This window comes from Pseudomonas sp. LY-1, from assembly GCF_053502595.1.
This window is the reverse complement of the sequence record NZ_CP094353.1, coordinates 24,996-43,911: the sequence shown is the minus strand read 5'-3', so window position 1 is coordinate 43,911 and position 18,916 is coordinate 24,996. Positions and strand designations below refer to the sequence as shown.

Below are 18,916 nucleotides of genomic sequence, written 5' to 3'. Positions count from 1 at the left end.
AGCGAGCTTGGAAGGGACTCAGGCGGCGGTGGGCCGTGCTGGGCAAGTCAAACTTAAAAGAGAACACACCTATGCTTTTTTCCCGTAAGGCGGTTTCCAAGCGTCACTTGCTGCTGATCGCAGCCGGTTTCAGCACCGTGTTGACTGGTTGCGCCACGTCGCCGACGTCCAAAGTCGCGTCGAGCACCAAGGTCGAGTACTACCCGAACTGCTACGAGCCGGTGCAGCACCTGCGCGCGACCGATTCGGACATGACCAAGTCGGTCGTCACCGGCGCGGCCATCGGCGCTGCCGGCGGTGCATTGCTCGGCGCCCTGACCGGCGACTCCGAGAAGCGCGGCCGTAACGCCGCAATCGGTGCCGCGGGCGGCGCCCTGGCTGGCGGCGCGGCGGGTTACTACACCGAGCGTCAGAAGCAGATCGCCGATGACAACCAGCGTATTGGCTCCTACGCAGCCGACGTCAATAAAAGCGCCTCCGACATCGACCGCAGCACCGCCTACGCCAAGGCCTCCCAGCAGTGCTACCAGAGCGCGTTCACCAAGCTGGTGGCCGACCGTAAGGCCAAGACCGTCAACGACACCGAAGGCCGCAAGCGCCTGGCGGAAATCGTCTCCGGCCTGAAGGAATCCAATGACCTGATCGTCGCGGTCAACGGCAAGGCCAGCGAAGACCTGAACAACTACACCCAGGCTTACGAGAAAGACCTGCAACAGGTGGGCGTGCAGCGCAACGACGTGGTCACCGTGGCGACAGCGGATGCCACTCCGGCGGTCGTACCGGCCAAGAAAGGTAAGTCGACCAGCAAAGTCGTGACCAAGCGTCCGCCGCTGCCTGTGGTGCCGAAAGAAGCGGTCGCCACCGAAAGAACCTTCCAGACTGCCCAGACCAAGCAAGATGAGAGCAAGAAGGTCGCCAGCGCCGGTAAAGCACAGATCGAAGGCACTTGCCGCGATCCGAACCTGGCCGACTGGGCGCCGGTACCGTGCCCTAACGTATAAGCAAGTTGTTGCTATAAGCGGTAAACGCCAACCGATCTCCGGCTAAAGCGCGAGATCGGTGGCGTTCTTTCGGCAATTCGTTACACTGCTGCGGCCACTCAATAATTACACCGAGGCCGTGTGCATGAAATTTCGTCTTCTCCTCTGGGTACTGGGCCTGATGATGGGCAAAGCCAGCCGCACCAACCCTGCGTTCCAGCAGCAGTTGGGTGACAAAGACCTGGCGTTCCAGTTGCAGACTCTCGACGGCAAGGTTGCCCGTCACTTCATCGTCAAAGACCAGCGCATCACCAGCCGCTCGGGTGTCCACCCTGCGCCGGCCTTCGCCATTGCCTTTAAAGACGCCGCCTATGGCTTCGCCACGATGCAGGCGAAGAACAAGCAACTGGCGTTCATGACGGGGATTCAGGACAAGTCGATCCAGATCAAGGGCAACCCGGCGCTGGTGATCTGGTTCCAGGGCTTGACCAAGTATTTGAAGCCGAAGAAAAAGCAGTAGACCGAGGTGGATTCATCGGGGGCAAGCCCCCTCCCACACTTGACCGTGTTCGCAGATCAAAATGTGGGAGGGGGCTTGCCCCCGATAGCGATCTAACAAGCTACCGATTCAGCCCTGGCTGAACTGCGAGGCCAATTCGCGCAACAGCACCTCGGCATCCAGCACCTTGGCCACGACTTCTTCAGCCTTGTCACGGCTCAAGCCCAAACGTTCAAGCAACTCGTCGGGGATGGTTTCGTGCGGCCCGGAGCCGATGCCCCGGCTGCGCAGCAGGCGCACGGCCAGGCACACCAGGTTGGGGTACTCGGCGTATTGGCCGTCGTAGGACGGGTCGTGCTGGAAGCGCAGGGCGGTGGACAGTTCGTCCGGCATGTCCCAGTAGCGCATCAGCCAGGCGCCGATCTGTTCGCGGCTGATACCCAGCAAATGCTGCTCCACATAGCTGTGGCACAGGTGCGGGTTGACCTCCAGGTGTCGGCAGATCAGCGAGAAGTGCGGCGGAAACACGTGGGCCAGCAGCAGGTAACCGAAGTTGTGCAGCAGACCGGCCAGGTAGGTCAGGCCGGCTTCTGGGCGTTGCGCGCGCGGCATGGCGCGGGTCAGGCCTTCGATGACGGCGGCGGTGTAGATCGACTGGTGCCAGTACGGCGTGGCCTGGTGCGGGTGGTCCTTGGGCAGGCTCAGGGTTTTGCCCAGGGCCAGGCCCAGCGCCAGGTTGATCACCAGGTCGAAGCCCAGCACCCGCACGATGGCGTCTTCCACCGAGCGGATCTTGCCCGGCGAGGCGTAATAGGGCGAGGCGGCCCAACTGACCACCTGGGCGGCCAGCGCCGGGTCGGTTTCGACCACGCCGGTGATGTCGTCGATGGTGGCGTTGGGGTCGACGCGCAGTTTGATGATTTTCTGCGCAGTGTCGGCCAGCGGCGGAATCTCGATGGTCGCTTCCAGGCGTTGCTGGATGCGCCGGGCCGTGAACGCCTGCATGGCCTGGGTGATTTCCTCGCGGTCATCATGGGGCCGGTCGAGGTTGGGCCGGATGTTGCTCAGCGGCTCGCCGAATTGAGCGGCGCTGGCCTTGGTCAGCATGGTCTTGAAGTCGGCGCTGGCGATCTCCAGCAGCAAACCGGCTTCGCCCGAGTGAACCAGCAGGCTCGACTCATCGAGCAGGCTGCCTTCATACAGGCAAGGTGAGCTGGTCAGCGCCGGCAGGCCGGGCAGCAGGCTGAGGTCATGCTTGCCCAGCATGCGTTCGATACGTTCCGGCGACACCGATGTCAGGCGGCGGCCGGTGAGTTCGGTCAGGCGGTTGAGGTCGAGCAACTGGTTCTGCGGGAACAGCACCATGAGCGCGCCCACCGCATCTTCCAGCAGCACCGCCTGGATCTTTCGCGCAGGGTTCAGGCCCGGATGTTCGGCGACTTCCGTATAGCTGATGGAGAGTTTCGCGAGCAGCGCCCGAATAACCGGCGGGGCGGTCAGTGGTGCGGCGGCGTGGGCAACTTCTGACATGGCCTGATCCAAATTCGTACAGTCTTTGGAGTATAACCAGCTTGATACAAATGTTGGTCGGATAAGTGAAACAGGCGTCACACTTGGCCGTATTGCTGCCCATGCCTGAGCCAGCGATCCAGCAGCGGGCTGACGTGATCCGGCCAACGCTCGAGCAGGGCCTGGGCCGCATCGCGCACTGCCGGCAGCAGGTCGGCGTCGCGCATCAGGTCGGCGACCTTGAATTGCAGCAGGCCGGTCTGGCGGGTGCCGAGCATCTCGCCGGGGCCGCGCAGTTCGAGGTCTTTTTCGGCGATGACAAAACCGTCGTTGGTTTCACGCATGATGCCCAGGCGTTGACGGCCGATCTGCGACAGCGGCGGATGATACAGCAGCACGCAGTGGCTGGCCGCGCTGCCCCGGCCGACGCGGCCGCGTAGCTGGTGCAGTTGCGCCAGGCCCAGACGCTCGGGGTTTTCGATGATCATCAGGCTGGCGTTGGGCACGTCCACCCCGACCTCGATCACCGTGGTGGCCACCAGCAGTTGCAGGTCGCCGGCCTTGAATTGCGCCATCACCGCGGCTTTTTCCGCCGGTTTCATGCGCCCGTGGATCAGCCCGACCTTGAGTTCGCCCAAGGCGCTGGTGAGGTCTTCGTAAGTGGTTTCGGCGGCCTGGCAGGTCAGCTCTTCGGACTCTTCGATCAGCGTGCATACCCAATACGCCTGGCGGCCTTCGGCACAGGCGCCGCGCACGCGCTCGATGACTTCCACGCGCCGGGAGTCGGTGACCAGCACGGTATTGACCGGGGTGCGGCCGGGCGGCAGTTCGTCGAGGATCGAGGTGTCGAGGTCGGCGTAGGCGCTCATGGCCAGGGTGCGCGGGATCGGCGTGGCGGTCATGATCAATTGGTGCGGACTCATGCGCCCGCCCGCGCCTTTCTGGCGTAGGGCCAGGCGCTGTTGCACGCCGAAGCGATGCTGTTCGTCGATGATCACCAGCGCGAGGTTCTTGAACTGCACTTCGTCCTGGAACAGCGCATGGGTGCCCACCACCATCGGTGCGCCGCTGGCGATCTGCTCCAGCGCGGTTGTGCGGTTTTTGCCTTTGAGTTTGCCCGCCAGCCACGCCACTTCCAGGCCCAGCGGTTCGAGCCAGCGCTTGAAGGTGATGAAGTGCTGCTCGGCGAGAATCTCAGTGGGTGCCATTAGCGCCACCTGGTAACCGGCTTCGAGTGCCTGCAGGGCGGCGAGGGCGGCGACCACGGTCTTGCCCGCGCCGACGTCGCCCTGGATCAGGCGCAGCATGGGTTCGGGCTGGCTGAGGTCGTAGGCGATTTCATTGCCCACGCGCTGTTGGGCACCGGTCGGCGCAAAGCCGAGGTTCGCCAGGTACTGCGCGGGCAGGCGCGTGGCCTTGGGCATCGCCGGGGCGCGCAGGGAGCGCATGCTCTCGCGCAGGCGTTGCTGGGACAGTTGGTGGGTCAGCAGTTCTTCGAAGGCCAGGCGATGCTGCGCCCAGTGATGACCGAGGGCCAGTTCGTCCACGTCCGCGTCGGCCGGTGGGTGATGCAGGTAGCGGATCGCATCGTCCAGCGGCGCCAGTTGATAGTCGCGGGCCAGCTCCACGGGCAGCCAATCGGGCAGGCTTTTCGGGCCGAGCATCGTCAGGGTCTGCTGGCACAGTTGGCGCAGGCGTTGTTGGGTGAGGCCTTCGGTCAGCGGGTAGATCGGCGTCAGGGTGGTGTCGACCGGCGGCGGCTCGTCGCCCGTAATGGCGCGGTATTCCGGATGGTAGATCTCCAGGCCCGAGGCGCCGGGGCGTGCTTCGCCGTAACAGCGCACGCGGGTGCCGCGCTTGAGGCCTTCCTTCTGCGCGTTGCTGAAATGGTAGAAGCGCAGGCTCAGGCCGCCGGTGCCATCCTGCAGGCGCACCACCAGGCTGCGGCGCTTGCCCATCACCACGTCGGCGCCGCTGACGGTGCCTTCGATCACTGCGTCCTGCCCAGGGCGCAAATGACCGATGGGCACCACGCGGGTGCGGTCCTGATAGCGCAGAGGCAGGTGGAACAGCACGTCCTGAAGGTTCTCCAGGCCGACCTTGGCCAACTTCTCGGCCATGGCTTCGCCGACACCCTTGAGTGCCGTCACCGACACCTGCGACAGCTCAGTCATACAGTGGCTCAGCTCGCAGCAGGCGGTTTGGCCACCGAACACAGGCGGATCGAGTCGGCCAGGATCTCAATGGCTTTGGGCCGCGGGAAGCTGGCGCGCCAGGCGATCGCCACGGTGCGGAACGGCACCGGCGGCGTGAGCGGGCGCACGGCGATCACGCCCGGGGCGTAGTGATGGCTGTCCACCGCCGACAGCGGCAGGATCGAAATGCCCAGGCCGGAGGCGACCATGTGGCGAATGGTTTCCAGGGAGCTGGATTCCACGGTGGTGTGTTTGGCGCCGTCGTGGCCCTTGGTCAGGGTCGGGCAGGCTTCCAGCACCTGGTCGCGGAAGCAGTGGCCTTCACCGAGCAGCAGCAGGCTCTTGTCGTTGAGCAGGCTGGCGTCGATGCTGTCTTTCTGCGTCCACGGGTGCGAGGCCGGCATCAGCACGTAGAACGGCTCGTCGTAGAGCGGCAGGGTCAGCACGTCAGCCTCGTTGAACGGCAGGGCGATGATGATCGCGTCCAACTCGCCGTTGCGCAGTTTGTCGCGCAGCACGTGGGTGAAGTTTTCTTCGATATACAGCGGCATCTGCGGCGCGACGCGGTGCAGTTGCGGAATCAGGTGCGGGAACAGGTACGGGCCGACGGTGTAGATGGCGCCGACTTTCAGCGGCGCGGTCAGCTGGTTTTTGCCGGCCTGGGCCAGTTCGCGAATGCTTTGGGCTTGCTCCAGGACCTTTTGGGCCTGGGCAACGATGCCTTCACCGACCGGGGTCAGGCGCACGGCGCTTTTGCTGCGCTCGAAAATCAGCACACCGAGTTCGTCTTCAAGCTTTTTCACGCCCACCGACAGCGTCGGCTGGCTGACGTGGCAACGCTCGGCCGCGTGGCCGAAGTGTTGTTCTTGGGCGAGGGTCACGATGTAGCGTAATTCTGTAAGAGTCATAGCGGGCGTCCATGAGGTTGCGAGCCAAGCATACCGGCTGCAATCGATAGACACACGTTATCAGAACTTTGATAAGGATTGAGCGGGGAATGTGCGAGATTTTGCTGAAGCGATAAAACCCGATGTGGGAAGGGGCTTGCTCCCGATGGCGATGGGTCAGTCGAGGATGTGTCGACTGATGTACCGTCATCGGGAGCAAGCCCCCTCTCACATAGCCCTGCGCGTGCCTTTAGCGGCGACGCTTCTCGATGTTGTAAACGAACGGCGCGACGATCTCGATGCTGCCGCTTTTCACCATGTCGGCCGGTGGCTTGGGCAATGGCTGGGCGCGACGGATCATGTCCAGGGTGGCGCGGTCCAGGTCGGCGTTGCCGGAGCGGCCCACCAACTCGTAGGACAGCACATTGCCTTCGGCATCGACGACGAAGCGCAAGCGATTCATGCCTTCCTTGCCACTGTTCTGCGCGCTTTGCGGGTACTTTTTGTACTTCTGCAAGTGCGCCAGCAGGGCGCCTTCCCAGGAGGCTTTGGCGGCGACCTGTTGCGGCGACGGGCCCGGTGCGGGCTGGGCCGATTTCTCCGCCGGTGTATTGGTCGGCGGCGTGTCGCTTGGCGGCGTCTCGGAAGGTTTCTCCTTGGGCGGCTCGGGTTTTTTCTCCTCCGGTTTGGGCGGCTGGGGTTTCGGCTTGGGCTTGACCGGCTTGGGCACCTGGATCGTCGGCTTGGGCGCTTCGGCCAGTTTCGGCAGCGGCAACTCTTCCACCGGGGCGGGCGGCTGCGGCGGCGTGACCACCTTGGGCGGTGCCGGCGGCGGCGGTGCGGGCATCGGCGCCAGGTCGATGACCATGGCCGCCGGTGGCAGCTGGACCGTGCGCGGCGCCGACCAGTGGAGCGCGATGGCAATCGCGATGGCATGCACGCCCAGCACGACGGCGAGGCTGGTGCCATAACGCGTCAGTTTGTGGCGCGTCGTGATCATTTTTTGGCTGCCGTCTCAAGTCCGACCAGGCCGACCTTGAGGTAGCCGGCTGCCCGCAGGGCATCCATTACGCTCATCAGGTCGCCGTAGTCCACGCCTTTGTCGGCCTGGAAGAAGATCGTCGTGTCTTTCTTGCCTTGGGTCTTGGCGTCGAGCGCCGGCCCCAGGGTTTCGGCTTTGACTTCTTCTTCGCCCAGGAACAGGCGCTGGTCCGCCTTGACGCTGAGGAAAATCGGTTTCTCCGGCCGCGGCGCGGGTTTGGCGCTGGAGGCGGGCAGGTCGACCTTGATATCCACGGTGGCCAAGGGGGCCGCCACCATGAAGATGATCAGCAGCACCAGCATTACGTCGATAAACGGCGTGACGTTGATTTCGTGGTTCTCGACGAGTTCGTCGTCGCCTTGATTCAAATGCAGGCCCATGGCCGATTACCCCACTTTCACCATGTGCGGTTGCGAGCTGTGCTCGGAAGGCAGGTGATCGAGGTCGCGGCTGACCAGCAGCAGGACTTCTGCCGACGCGTCCGATACCTGAGCCTTGTAGCCGGCAATCGAACGGGCGAAGACGTTGTAGATCACCACTGCGGGAATCGCGGCAACCAGGCCCAGGGCGGTCGCCAGCAAGGCTTCGGCGATGCCGGGAGCGACGACGGCGAGGTTGGTGGTCTGGGTTTTGGCGATGCCGATGAAGCTGTTCATGATGCCCCACACGGTGCCGAACAGACCGACGAACGGCGCGGTGGAACCGATGGTCGCCAGCACGCCGGTGCCGTTGCTCATGTTACGACCGCAGGCTGCCACCAGGCGCTCAAGACGGAACGCCACGCGCTCCTTGATGCCCTCTTTTTCGCGGGTGTTGGCCGACAGGCGCATTTCTTCCAGCGCGTCGTGTACCAGCGTATTGGCCAGGGTGCCCTTCTTGGTCGCCGTTTCGCTGGCTTCCTTGAGGGTGGTGGCCTTTTTCAGGTGGACGATCTCGTTGCGCAGGCGGCGCTTGGCACCCAGCAGTTCGAAGCCTTTGGCGATCCAGATGGTCCAGGTGATGATCGAGGCGATGGCCAGGCCGATCATCACGGCTTTCACTACCACGTCAGCGTTTTGGTACATGCCCCATGGCGACAGGTCGTGGGCCATGCCAAGGGTGTTGTTTTCTTCCAGCACCACGCCGGGCTCGTCGGCGGTGGCCGGCACTGCAGCCTGGGCTGGGTCTGTGGCGGCCGGCACCGCAGGGGCGACGGTGGCATTCTGTTCGGCAGCAGCAGGAGCCGCCGGCGCGGTGGCATCAGCGAATGCGGCGGTCGGTGCCAGCAGTACGCTGAACAGCAGCGCCGCAATCGCACGCCAGGCGCGGGATGGACTGTGAAGTTTGGTTGGCGAAGCGGGGTGTGTATTACGTGTCATGCTGGCCGGACCTGAGAGAAAAAAATGAGTGATCGTCCTTCCAGACCCTGCGAGGTCGAGGACAAATGGGTCGTTATTATTGCAAGTAATTCTTGTTAACAGAAGTAATACAGTAACTTTATTTGTCCTTTTTCTGGCCGCTGGTCTCCTGCGGCGGCTAATCTAGACCTTTCAGTACGGAGTTTTGTGATGTCTGCGCCTTCTGTTGTGATTGCCGGTTGTGGCGATGTGGGGAGTCGGCTGGCCAGCCAATTGCTCGCCTCGGAATGGGAGGTTCATGGCCTGCGGCGTGATATTTCGCGCCTGCCCGATGGCGTGATCGGCATTGCCGGTGACCTGTTCAATAAGGATTGCCCTGACACCTGGCCGATCGGCGGGGTGGATTACCTGGTGTATTGCGCGGCGGCGACGGATCACGACGAAGCCGGTTATCGCGCCGCTTATGTGCAAGGGTTGCAGCATGTGTTGGAGTGGTTGAAGGATTACGGCCAGGGGCCCAAGCATCTGCTGTTTGTGTCCAGCAGCAGTGTGTATGGGCAGCAGCAGGGCGAATGGGTCGACGAAACGTCCGAGACCCAGGCAAAAGGCTATTCCGGGCAGGTGATGCTGGAAGCCGAGCAAGTCGCGCTGAACAGCGGCATTGCGGCGAGCATCGTGCGCTTGACCGGGATTTACGGGCCGGGCCGCGAGTGGCTGCTGACGCAGGTGCGCCAGGGTTATCGCGTGGCGATCGATCCACCTTTGTATGGCAACCGGATCCACGTCGATGATGCGGCCGGCCTGCTGGCGTTTTTGTTGCGGCATGTGGAGCAGGGCGGTTCGCTGGATCGCATCTATATCGGTGTCGATGACGCACCGGCGCCGTTGGCCGAGGTGGTGGCCTGGTTGCGTGAGTACCTGGGTGTGACGCAATGGTCCGATGACGCCAGTGTGCGCCGCGCCGGGAGCAAGCAATGCAGCAACGCCCGGGCCAAGGCGTTGGGCTGGGTGCCGACGTATCCGAGTTATCGCGAAGGCTACGCGGCCATCCTGAAGGGCTGAGCCGCGGTCAGAAAAGGTGGGAGGGGGTTTGCTTTGTCAGCCACGGTTGTAGTGGCTGATGCACCGCGATCGGGAGCAAGTCGAATCGTCGCACCGCCCCTCCCACATTCAGGTCTGTGGGATGACGGTTATTGTTTTTCAAGCAGCCACTGGCGTGGCCCCGGTGTAAACGAGGGCACTTCGTCGGCCTGCGAGGTATTGATCGCCTGGAAGATTTCCAGCTGCTTGCCCTTGCGTGCAAAGATCCACGCATTGCCCACGCCGTTGCGTTGCAACCACATGCTGTCGTAGCCGCCGCTCATGGAGGCGCAATCACCCGCCAGGCATAACGAATATCGATCGGCGCCCGGCAGGCCGGCCACTTGGCCGTTGGCCTGGAACTGCACGGTGGCACCTTCGCCATTGCCGTTGGCGATTTTCCAGTCGCCGCCCATATAAGCGGCGTACAGCGCGCGCTCGAAGTTGGCGCCCAATGGCGCGCCTTCCGGTGCAGGTTCCTTGGCGCGGGCAAACAGCTGTTCGGGCTCGTTGTCGTTGGCCACTTGCAGCAGTTGCCGACCTTTGCGCTTGAGATCGGTGGCGGCGCTGCCGTAGAAGTCGACGCTCCAGGCACCGGGCTTCTCACCGAGCAACTTGCCTTCCGCTACTTCAAAACCGTTGTAGTAGCGGGCCTGCAGGGCCTTGGTGTTGACGTCCCACTCGAGGTTCGGGCCAAAGCTCTGCAGTGCTTCACGCAAAGGGCCGCCCTTGGCTGCCGCGTCGATGGCAACCTGGTTGATCCAGGTGCCGCTCACATCCAGGTCGGCGGGGTTGCTGGCACAGCCGCCGAGCAACAGGGCGAGCAACGAAGAGGCTACAAGCGCTTTGCGCATCATGAAATCCTTTTAAAACGAAGTCGGCGCAGCCTATGGAGGCTGCGCCGGGTGTTTTACTCGATGACCAGAATCGCGTCCATCTCAACCTGTGCGCCCTTTGGCAGGGCAGCAACGCCGATAGCGGCGCGGGCTGGGTAAGGCTGTTCGAAGTACTTGCCCATGATCTCGTTGACCTTGGCGAAGTGGCTCAGGTCGGTGAGGAAGATGTTCAGCTTGACGATGTCCTTGAACGAACCACCGGCAGCTTCGGCGACCGACTTGAGGTTTTCGAAGACCTGTACGGTTTGTGCTTCGAAGCCTTCAACCAGTTCCATGGTCTTTGGGTCCAGTGGGATCTGGCCGGACATGTAGACGGTGTTGCCCGCCTTGATCGCCTGGGAGTAGGTGCCGATGGCGGCTGGGGCTTTGTCGCTGGTAATAACAGTCTTGGTCATGAATGACTCCTTGTAAGAGGTGGGCTATGCACGCATGCGGGTGATGCGGATCACACCGGTCAAGGCGCGCAGTTTCTTGATCACGCGGGCCAGGTGTACGCGGTCGTGTACGCTGACCACCAGTTGGACCACGCTGATGCGACCATCGCGCTCGTCCATGCTGATTTTCTCGATATTGCCGTCGGCCGCGTTGACGCTGCTGGCCAGCAGGGCGATTAGGCCGCGCTGGTGCTCCAGCTCGACCCGCAGCTCGACGTTGAATTCGCCGGTGACATCCTTGGCCCACGAGAGCTGGATGCATTTTTCCGGGTTGTGGCGGATTTCGCTGATATTGCGGCAGTTGTCCAGGTGGACCACCATGCCTTTGCCCGCCGACAGGTGCCCGACAATCGGGTCGCCCGGGATCGGCGTGCAGCACTTGGCGTAGCTGAGCACCAGGCCCTCGGTGCCGCGAATCGCCAGCGGACCTTCCGGGCTTGGCAATTGCTCGCCTTCGCCGAGCAGGCGACGGGCGACCACATAGGCCATGCGGTTGCCCAGGCCGATGTCTTCCAGCAGGTCTTCGATGGTTTCCTGGCGATACTCGCTGAGCATCGCTTGCACGCGCTCGCCGGGGATTTTCTCGAGGGCGCTGTCGAAGCCGTTGAGCACCTTGTTCAGCAAGCGTTCGCCCAGGCTGATGGACTCGGAGCGGCGCTGCAGTTTCAGGGCGTGGCGAATATGGGTACGCGCCTTGCCGGTGACCACGAAGTTGAGCCACGCCGGGTTCGGCCGGGCGCCTGGTGCGCTGACGATTTCCACGGTGGAGCCGCTTTGCAGCGGTTCCGACAGCGGGGCCAGGCGCCGGTTGATGCGGCAAGCGATGCAGCTGTTGCCGACATCGGTGTGTACGGCGTAGGCAAAGTCGACGGCCGTGGAGCCTTTGGGCAGCTCCATGATCCGGCCCTTGGGCGTGAACACGTAGACCTCGTCCGGGAACAGGTCGATCTTCACGCTCTCGATGAATTCCAGGGAGTTGCCTGCACGTTGCTGCATTTCCAGCACGCCTTTGACCCACTGGCGCGCGCGGGCGTGGGTGCCTTTGGGCTGCTCGTCGCCGCTGGATTTGTACAGCCAATGGGCGGCGATGCCGTTGTTGGCCATCTCTTCCATTTCCCGGGTGCGGATCTGGATCTCGATCGGCACCCCATGCATACCGAACAGCGTGGTATGCAGCGACTGATAGCCGTTGGCCTTGGGAATGGCGATGTAGTCCTTGAAGCGGCCCGGCAGGGGTTTGTACAAATTATGTACAGCGCCCAATACGCGGTAGCAGGTGTCGACCTTGTCGACGATGATCCGGAACGCATACACGTCCATGATCTCGTTGAAGGCCCGGCGCTTGCCGCGCATCTTCTTGTAGATGCCGTAGATGTGCTTCTGCCGCCCGCTGACCTCGCCCTCGATCTCGTCGATCGCCAGGCAATGGCTCAGCGACTCTTCGATCTTGTTGACGATTTCCTTGCGGTTGCCCCGGGCGCGCTTGACTGCCTGGTAGATGCGCGCCGAACGCATCGGGTGCATGGCCTTGAAGCCGAGGTCTTCGAATTCGATACGAATGGCGTGCATGCCCAGCCGGTTGGCGATGGGCGCGTAGATTTCCAGGGTTTCCTTGGCGATGCGCCGGCGTTTTTCGCCGGACAGCACTTCCAGTGTCCGCATGTTGTGCAGCCGGTCGGCCAGCTTGACCAGGATCACACGGATATCCCGGGCCATGGCCATCGCCATCTTCTGGAAGTTTTCCGCCTGGGCTTCGGCCTTGGTCTCGAAGTTCATCTGGGTCAGTTTGCTGACCCCATCGACCAGTTCGGCCACGGTTTCGCCAAATTGCGCGCTGAGCGCTTCCTTGGCGATGCCGGTGTCTTCGATCACGTCATGCAGCATCGCGGCCATCAGGCTCTGATGGTCCATGTGCATGTCGGCGAGAATATTGGCCACCGCAAGAGGATGGGTGACATACGCCTCGCCGCTGCGGCGGCGTTGGCCGTCGTGGGCTTGTTCGGCGTAGAAATACGCTCGGCGGACCAGGTTGACCTGGTCTGGGCCGAGGTAGGTCGATAAGCGATCGGCGAGGGCGTCTATGCTCGGCAAAGGATGGACTCCTGCCGCGTGCGTTGACACCGCGCCGTGCTACGTCGACCAGGCATAGGCTTAGACGGCCTCGTTGGACTCGTCCTCGAACGCTGCAAACAGCGGTTCGTCTTCAACGATCTCGGCGTTGGCGATGAACTCGTAGCTCATCAGGCCTTCAGCGATTTCGCGCAGAGCGACAACGGTAGGCTTGTCGTTTTCCCACTGGACCAGGGGCTCTTTGCCGCCAGTGGCCAGTTGACGGGCACGCTTGGTAGAGAGCATGACCAGCTCAAAGCGGTTATCCACGTGTTCTAGGCAGTCTTCAACGGTTACGCGGGCCATGGTATTCCTCGGAGCGAATGCAAGATGCGCGCTGCCCGGTTGGGCGAGCGGACTAAACAGTTTAAAAAATCACCAGCGTTTAGGGAAGCGCTGATTTTTCCCAGGCTCTCGCAAAACCGCTGCAAGTGCCAATGTAAGGCCCTCGCAGCGGTTTTGGGAAGAGCTGATCAACCGAGCAGTTCGGCCAATAACTTGCCGAAACGCTGTTGTTGGCGTTTTTGCTGGAGCTGATTGGCGCGGAAAATCGCCTTCAAATCGTCCAGAGCGTGGGCAAAATCGTCATTGATGATCAGGTAATCGTAGTCGACGTAGTGGCTCATTTCGCTGACGGCTTCACGCATGCGGCCTTCGATGATCGCGTCGCTGTCCTGGCCGCGGTTGGTCAGGCGCTGGTGCAAGGCTTCCAGGGACGGCGGCAGGATGAAGATCGACCGCGCCTTGGGCATCAGCTGGCGCACTTGCTCGGCGCCCTGCCAGTCGATTTCCAGGATCAGGTCGTGGCCTTCGTCCAGGGTCTGTTGCAGGTGGCTTTGCGAGGTGCCGTAGAGGTTGCCGAACACTTCGGCGCGCTCAAGGAAGGCGCCGTGCTCGATCATCTTGACGAACTCGGTGCGCTCGACGAAGTGATAGTGAACGCCGTTCACCTCGCCCGGGCGCATGGCGCGGGTGGTGTGGGACACCGAGATGCGGATCTGTTCGTCAGCGTCGGTCAGGGCCTTGACCAGGCTGCTCTTGCCCGCGCCCGAGGGGGCGGAAATGATGTAAAGGGTGCCGGTGCTGTGGGTCATGGAAGTTGCCTTACTCAATATTCTGTACTTGTTCGCGCATTTGCTCGATCAACACTTTGAGGTTGACCGCCGCCGTGGTGCTGCGCGGATCGAACGCCTTGGAGCCCAGTGTATTGGCTTCGCGGTTGAGTTCCTGCATCAGGAAATCCAGGCGCCGACCGGCGGCGCCGCCGGACTTGAGCACGCGGCGTACTTCAAGGATGTGGGTGCTCAGGCGATCGAGTTCTTCGGCGACGTCGCTCTTCTGCGCCAACAGGACCATTTCCTGCTCCAGGCGTACCGGATCGAGGTCGGCCTTCATGTCGGCGAAGCGGTCGAGGACCTTCTGGCGCTGGGTCGCGAGCATCTGCGGCACCAGTTCGCGCAAGGTGACCACGTCGGCTTCGATCGCGCTCAGGCGCTCGTTGATCAGGCGGGCCAGCTCGGCGCCTTCGCGCTCGCGGCCGGCCTTGAGTTCCTTCAATCCCTGGGTGAACAAGGCGAGGGCTTCGGCGTTGAGGGCTTGCGGGTCGCTGGCGTCGGCCACCAGCACGCCGGGCCAGGCCAGCACTTCCAGCGGGTTCAGCGCGGCCGGCTGCTTGATCAGGCCGGCGATGGTTTCGGCGGCGGCGACCAGTTGCGCGGCGCGTTCGCGGTCGACCTGCAGCGGTTTGCCGGTGGTTTCCTCGGTAAAGCGCAGGGTGCATTCCAGCTTGCCGCGGGAAATGCCCTGGCGCAGTGCTTCACGTACCGCGCCTTCGAGGTCGCGGAACGATTCCGGCAGGCGCAGGTGCGGCTCCAGGTAGCGGCTGTTGACCGAGCGCAGTTCCCAGCTCAGGGTGCCTTGCGCGCCGGCTTTTTCGACGCGGGCGAAGGCGGTCATGCTGTGCACCATGGAGGTACCTCGCGTTGCAGTCCCGCGATGGCGGGCTGATGGGTAAATTGAAGCCGACAGGCTGCGAAGGCGCAGGAGTGTAGCGCAGTGGGGCGATTGGCCCCAAACCCTGGCACTGACAAAGCACCGCCAGTCGACGATTCGTAACCGAATTTTTTAGACGTGCCCCGAATCGGCTCGCGGCTCTATAATGCTCGGCAGTTTTTCGTCCTCCGTACAGGTATCCCCTATGAAACGTCCAAGTGGTCGCGCTGCCGATCAGCTCCGCTCGATCCGCATCACCCGCAACTACACCAAACACGCCGAGGGATCTGTACTGGTCGAGTTTGGCGATACCAAGGTGATCTGCACCGTCAGCGTCGAAAACGGCGTGCCGCGTTTCCTCAAGGGCCAGGGCCAGGGTTGGTTGACCGCCGAATACGGCATGCTGCCGCGCGCCACTGGCGAGCGTAACCAGCGTGAAGCCAGCCGTGGCAAGCAAGGCGGCCGTACCCTGGAAATCCAGCGCCTGATCGGCCGTTCGCTGCGTGCCGCCCTGGACATGTCCAAGCTGGGCGACGTGACCCTGTACGTCGACTGCGACGTGATCCAGGCCGACGGCGGCACGCGCACTGCCTCCATCACCGGTGCCATGGTTGCGCTGGTCGACGCGTTGAAAGTGATCAAGAAGCGTGGCGGCCTGAAAGCCGGCGACCCGCTCAAGCAGATGATCGCCGCTGTGTCGGTGGGTATGTACCAGGGCGAGCCAGTGCTGGACCTGGATTACCTGGAAGACTCGGCCGCCGAGACCGACCTGAACGTGGTGATGACCAGCACCGGTGGTTTCATCGAAGTGCAGGGCACCGCCGAAGGTGCGCCATTCCAGCCGGCTGAGCTGAATGCCATGCTGGCGCTGGCGCAGAAAGGCATGACCGAGATTTTCGAGCTGCAGAACGCCGCGCTGGCCGACTGAACCGGCTTCAAGGAGAAACGCCATGAGTGACAGTCAACTGCCGGTTCCGGCACCGTCCAAGGAAGTCCGCCAATGGGCGATGTTGTGTCACTTCGCGGCGTTTCTGGGCCTGGTGTTCCCTTTCGGCAGCCTGTTGGGGCCGCTGATCCTGTGGCAGATCAAGAAGGACATGGACCCGCTGATCGATGATCAGGGCAAGGAAGCCCTGAATTTCCAGATCACCGTGGCCATTGCCTGGCTGGTCTGCATGGTGCTGGGGTTCGTGGTGATCGGCTTCCTGTTGATGTTGATCCTGGTGGTCGCGGCGCTGGTGCTGACGATCATTGGCGGGATCAAGGCCAACAACGGCACGGCCTACCGCTACCCGTGGACCTGGCGGCTGATCAAGTAACCAGGCGCGCACAAAAAAACCGACAGCGATGTCGGTTTTTTTTTGTGCCTGGGCAAAGACCTCAGATGGTCAGTGTCCAGTCGTAGTCCACGATCAGCGGCGCGTGCTGCGAGAAGCGCGGCTGGCGTGGCAGGCGTGCGCTGCGCACAAAGCGACGCAGGCCCGGGGTCAGCAGCTGGTAGTCGAAACGCCAGCCCAGGTTGAGCATCTCAGCCTGTTCGTTGTCTGGCCACCAGCTGTACTGGTCGCCTTCGCGGCTGACTTCGCGCAGGGCATCGACATAGCCCATGTTGCCGACAATCTCGTCCATCCAGGCCCGTTCCGGCGCCAGGAACCCCGGGGATTGCTGGCTGTCGCGCCAGTTCTTGATATCCAGCTTCTGTTGCGCCACGTACAACGAGCCACAATAAATGTACTCGCGACGTTTGCGTCGCTGTTTATCCAGATAACGGGCGAAGTCGTCCATTAGCTTGAACTTCTGGTTCAAGTCTTCATCGCCGTTCTGCCCCGAAGGAAGCAGCAAGGTCGCGATGCTGACCTTGTCGAAATCGGCTTGCAGGTAGCGCCCGTAGCGGTCGGCTGTCTCGAAGCCGAGGCCGCTGATGACCGCCTTGGGTTGCAACCGCGAGTACAAAGCCACGCCACCTTGGGTGGGCACTTCGGCATCGCAGGCATAAAGGAAGTAGCCATCCAGTTGGAAGGCTGGATCGTCCAGTTCAAAGGCGGAGGCGCGGGTGTCCTGCAGGCAGATGACGTCGGCATTCTGGGCTTGCAGCCAACTGAGCAAACCACGCTCGACTGCAGCCTGAATACCATTAACGTTCACACTGATGATCCGCATAAATGGCCCCAAAAATCGCGTGCGTGTATGATACACGCCGTCTACCTAATTAGCTAAATCCGTGGTATCTGAGGCTTTTTTCATGCAGGCGTATCAACGCGATTTCATTCGTTTTGCCATCGATCGCGGGGTTTTGCGCTTCGGTGAGTTCACCCTCAAGTCCGGGCGCACCAGCCCGTATTTCTTCAATGCTGGCTTGTTCAACTCGGGTTCGGCCCTGGCTCAGTTGGGGCGTTTCTACGCGGCTGCCATCGTTGAAAGCGGTATTTCCTTCGACGTTCTGTTCGGTCCGGCCTACAAGGGCATCCCCCTGGCCGCCGCGACGGCCGTGGCGTTGGCCGAGCACCATGGGCGCGATCTGCCGTGGTGCTTCAACCGCAAGGAAGCCAAGGCCCATGGCGAAGGCGGTAGCCTGGTGGGCGCGCCGCTCACCGGCAACGTGCTGATCATCGACGACGTGATCACCGCTGGCACCGCCATCCGTGAAGTGATGCAGATCATCGCCTCCCAGGAGGGTGCCAAGGCCGCAGGCGTGTTGATCGCCTTGAACCGCCAGGAGCGTGGCAATGGTGAGTTGTCGGCGATCCAGGAAGTGGAGCGCGATTTCGGCATCCCGGTGGTGAGCATCGTGTCGTTGAACCAGGTGTTGCAGTTCCTGGAAGATGATCCGCAGCTCAAGCAACACTTGCCGGCAGTACGGGCGTACCGCGAGCAGTTCGGCGTCCAGTAAACGCCGCACAACAAAAAGCCCCACCCCCTGTAGGAGCGAGCTTGCTCGCGAAGAACGCCAACGATGACGCGTTTATTCTGGATGAACGCGGCGTCTTTACGTTTTTCGCGAGCAAGCTCGCTCCTACAGAGGGTGGGGCTTTTTGTGGTTAAGGACGCTTGCGGTTGCTGATCAGCGTACCCACACCGGTGTCGGTGAAGATTTCCAGCAGGATCGCATTCGGCACGCGGCCATCAAGGATCAGCGAGCTGCCGACGCCGCCCTGTACCGCTTCCAGCGCACAACGGATCTTCGGCAGCATGCCGCCATAGATGGTGCCGTCGGCGATCAGCTCGTCCACTTGTTGGGTGGTCAGGCCGGTCAGCACCTTGCCTTGCTTGTCCATCAGGCCGGCGATGTTGGTCAGCAGCATCAGCTTTTCAGCCTTCAGCGCTTCGGCCACTTTGCCGGCAACCAGGTCGGCGTTGATGTTGTAGGACTCGCCGTTGGCGCCCACGCCGATCGGCGCGATGACCGGGATGAAATCACCTTTGACCAGCAGGTTCAGCAAGTCGGTGTTGATACCGATCACTTCGCCCACCTGGCCGATGTCGATGATTTCTGGCTGGGTCATTTCCGGCGTCTGACGGGTCACGGTCAGTTTTTTCGCGCGGATCAGCTCCGCGTCCTTGCCGGTCAGGCCAATCGCGCTGCCGCCGTGGCGGTTGATCAGGTTGACGATGTCTTTGTTCACCTGGCCGCCGAGGACCATCTCCACCACGTCCATGGTCTGCGCGTCAGTGACACGCATGCCATCGATGAAGTGGCTTTCGATCGACAGGCGCTTGAGCAGGTCGCCGATCTGCGGGCCGCCGCCGTGGACCACCACCGGGTTGATCCCCACGGCTTTCATCAACACGATATCGCGGGCAAAGCCGGTTTTCAGCTCGTCGCTTTCCATGGCATTGCCGCCGTATTTGATCACCAGCGTCTTGCCGACGTAGCGTCGAATGTAGGGCAACGCTTCGGACAGGACCTTGGCGGTGTTGGCAGCGGCTTCGCGTTCGAGGGTCATTCAGGGCTCCGG

The 18,916-nt window shown here is 62.3% G+C and carries 20 protein-coding genes; 6 read left to right on the top strand and 14 right to left on the bottom strand.

Going from position 1 to position 18,916, the window contains the following annotated elements; genetic code table 11:
* Window positions 1–71: 71 nt before the first annotated feature.
* Both tagQ and MOQ67_RS00215 read left to right on the top strand, forming a co-directional pair.
* Complete coding sequence (tagQ, locus tag MOQ67_RS00220; protein ID WP_102618740.1) at window positions 72–1,001, top strand: type VI secretion system-associated lipoprotein TagQ; 930 nt, start codon at window positions 72–74, stop codon at window positions 999–1,001.
* Window positions 1,002–1,125: 124 nt separating this feature from the next.
* A complete protein-coding gene (locus MOQ67_RS00215; protein ID WP_046385148.1) occupies window positions 1,126–1,500 on the top strand; it encodes a hypothetical protein in 375 nt (124 codons plus the stop codon).
* 108 nt (window positions 1,501–1,608) lie between these two features.
* Here MOQ67_RS00215 and MOQ67_RS00210 read toward each other — a convergent pair whose 3' ends face one another.
* The 6 genes from MOQ67_RS00210 to exbB form a co-directional block, all read right to left on the bottom strand.
* Window positions 1,609–3,009, bottom strand: coding sequence for an aminoacyl-tRNA deacylase and HDOD domain-containing protein (locus MOQ67_RS00210; protein WP_017846068.1), 1,401 nt, complete (start codon window positions 3,007–3,009; stop codon window positions 1,609–1,611).
* Between the two features lie 77 nt (window positions 3,010–3,086).
* Window positions 3,087–5,162 carry an ATP-dependent DNA helicase RecG gene (gene recG / locus MOQ67_RS00205; RefSeq protein ID WP_017846067.1) on the bottom strand — a complete coding sequence of 692 codons (2,076 nt, stop codon included), beginning with the start codon at window positions 5,160–5,162 and terminating at the stop codon, window positions 3,087–3,089.
* 8 nt (window positions 5,163–5,170) lie between these two features.
* The gene (locus MOQ67_RS00200; protein WP_046488968.1) at window positions 5,171–6,091 is read right to left on the bottom strand and encodes a hydrogen peroxide-inducible genes activator; all 921 of its coding nucleotides are present in this window, start codon (window positions 6,089–6,091) and stop codon (window positions 5,171–5,173) included.
* A gap of 229 nt (window positions 6,092–6,320) precedes the next feature.
* Entirely contained in the window at window positions 6,321–7,070 is a 750-nt protein-coding gene (locus MOQ67_RS00195; protein ID WP_017846065.1) for a TonB family protein, read from the bottom strand.
* Window positions 7,067–7,492 carry a TonB system transport protein ExbD gene (exbD, locus tag MOQ67_RS00190; RefSeq protein WP_017846064.1) on the bottom strand — a complete coding sequence of 142 codons (426 nt, stop codon included), beginning with the start codon at window positions 7,490–7,492 and terminating at the stop codon, window positions 7,067–7,069. Before exbD ends, MOQ67_RS00195 begins: the two co-directional genes overlap by 4 nt.
* A gap of 6 nt (window positions 7,493–7,498) precedes the next feature.
* Window positions 7,499–8,470 (bottom strand): tonB-system energizer ExbB, encoded by a 972-nt coding sequence (gene exbB / locus MOQ67_RS00185; protein ID WP_448675774.1) that lies wholly within the window; start codon window positions 8,468–8,470, stop codon window positions 7,499–7,501.
* Window positions 8,471–8,659: 189 nt separating this feature from the next.
* Here exbB and MOQ67_RS00180 point away from each other — a divergent pair, with 189 nt between their 5' ends.
* Window positions 8,660–9,511: an SDR family oxidoreductase gene (locus MOQ67_RS00180; protein ID WP_126589560.1), complete on the top strand. Its 852-nt coding sequence runs from the start codon at window positions 8,660–8,662 to the stop codon at window positions 9,509–9,511.
* Between the two features lie 128 nt (window positions 9,512–9,639).
* On the opposite strand, the gene MOQ67_RS00175 is transcribed toward MOQ67_RS00180, so the two are convergent.
* The 6 genes from MOQ67_RS00175 to MOQ67_RS00150 form a co-directional block, all read right to left on the bottom strand.
* Window positions 9,640–10,383 carry a hypothetical protein gene (locus MOQ67_RS00175; protein WP_017846061.1) on the bottom strand — a complete coding sequence of 248 codons (744 nt, stop codon included), beginning with the start codon at window positions 10,381–10,383 and terminating at the stop codon, window positions 9,640–9,642.
* A gap of 56 nt (window positions 10,384–10,439) precedes the next feature.
* Window positions 10,440–10,820, bottom strand: a complete 381-nt coding sequence (locus tag MOQ67_RS00170) for a RidA family protein (protein WP_003176922.1) — start codon at window positions 10,818–10,820, stop codon at window positions 10,440–10,442.
* 24 nt (window positions 10,821–10,844) lie between these two features.
* Entirely contained in the window at window positions 10,845–12,950 is a 2,106-nt protein-coding gene (spoT, locus tag MOQ67_RS00165) for a bifunctional GTP diphosphokinase/guanosine-3',5'-bis pyrophosphate 3'-pyrophosphohydrolase (protein ID WP_017846060.1), read from the bottom strand.
* A gap of 60 nt (window positions 12,951–13,010) precedes the next feature.
* Window positions 13,011–13,274 (bottom strand): DNA-directed RNA polymerase subunit omega, encoded by a 264-nt coding sequence (rpoZ, locus tag MOQ67_RS00160; protein ID WP_003176920.1) that lies wholly within the window; start codon window positions 13,272–13,274, stop codon window positions 13,011–13,013.
* A 167-nt stretch (window positions 13,275–13,441) separates the two neighbouring features.
* On the bottom strand, window positions 13,442–14,062 hold the full coding sequence (gene gmk, locus MOQ67_RS00155; protein ID WP_017846059.1) for a guanylate kinase: 621 nt from the start codon (window positions 14,060–14,062) through the stop codon (window positions 13,442–13,444).
* 10 nt (window positions 14,063–14,072) lie between these two features.
* On the bottom strand, window positions 14,073–14,936 hold the full coding sequence (locus MOQ67_RS00150; protein ID WP_126589728.1) for a YicC/YloC family endoribonuclease: 864 nt from the start codon (window positions 14,934–14,936) through the stop codon (window positions 14,073–14,075).
* Window positions 14,937–15,165: 229 nt separating this feature from the next.
* Here MOQ67_RS00150 and rph point away from each other — a divergent pair, with 229 nt between their 5' ends.
* On the top strand, window positions 15,166–15,888 hold the full coding sequence (rph, locus tag MOQ67_RS00145; protein WP_003195497.1) for a ribonuclease PH: 723 nt from the start codon (window positions 15,166–15,168) through the stop codon (window positions 15,886–15,888).
* Window positions 15,889–15,910: 22 nt separating this feature from the next.
* Window positions 15,911–16,279 carry a DUF4870 domain-containing protein gene (locus tag MOQ67_RS00140; RefSeq protein ID WP_017846057.1) on the top strand — a complete coding sequence of 123 codons (369 nt, stop codon included), beginning with the start codon at window positions 15,911–15,913 and terminating at the stop codon, window positions 16,277–16,279.
* A gap of 61 nt (window positions 16,280–16,340) precedes the next feature.
* On the opposite strand, the gene MOQ67_RS00135 is transcribed toward MOQ67_RS00140, so the two are convergent.
* Entirely contained in the window at window positions 16,341–17,120 is a 780-nt protein-coding gene (locus tag MOQ67_RS00135; RefSeq protein ID WP_003195493.1) for an exodeoxyribonuclease III, read from the bottom strand.
* Between the two features lie 82 nt (window positions 17,121–17,202).
* Between MOQ67_RS00135 and pyrE the strand changes: the two genes are divergently transcribed.
* Window positions 17,203–17,850, top strand: a complete 648-nt coding sequence (gene pyrE, locus MOQ67_RS00130; protein WP_017846056.1) for an orotate phosphoribosyltransferase — start codon at window positions 17,203–17,205, stop codon at window positions 17,848–17,850.
* A gap of 148 nt (window positions 17,851–17,998) precedes the next feature.
* On the opposite strand, the gene argB is transcribed toward pyrE, so the two are convergent.
* Window positions 17,999–18,904, bottom strand: coding sequence for an acetylglutamate kinase (argB, locus tag MOQ67_RS00125; RefSeq protein ID WP_017846055.1), 906 nt, complete (start codon window positions 18,902–18,904; stop codon window positions 17,999–18,001).
* Window positions 18,905–18,916: the final 12 nt, after the last annotated feature.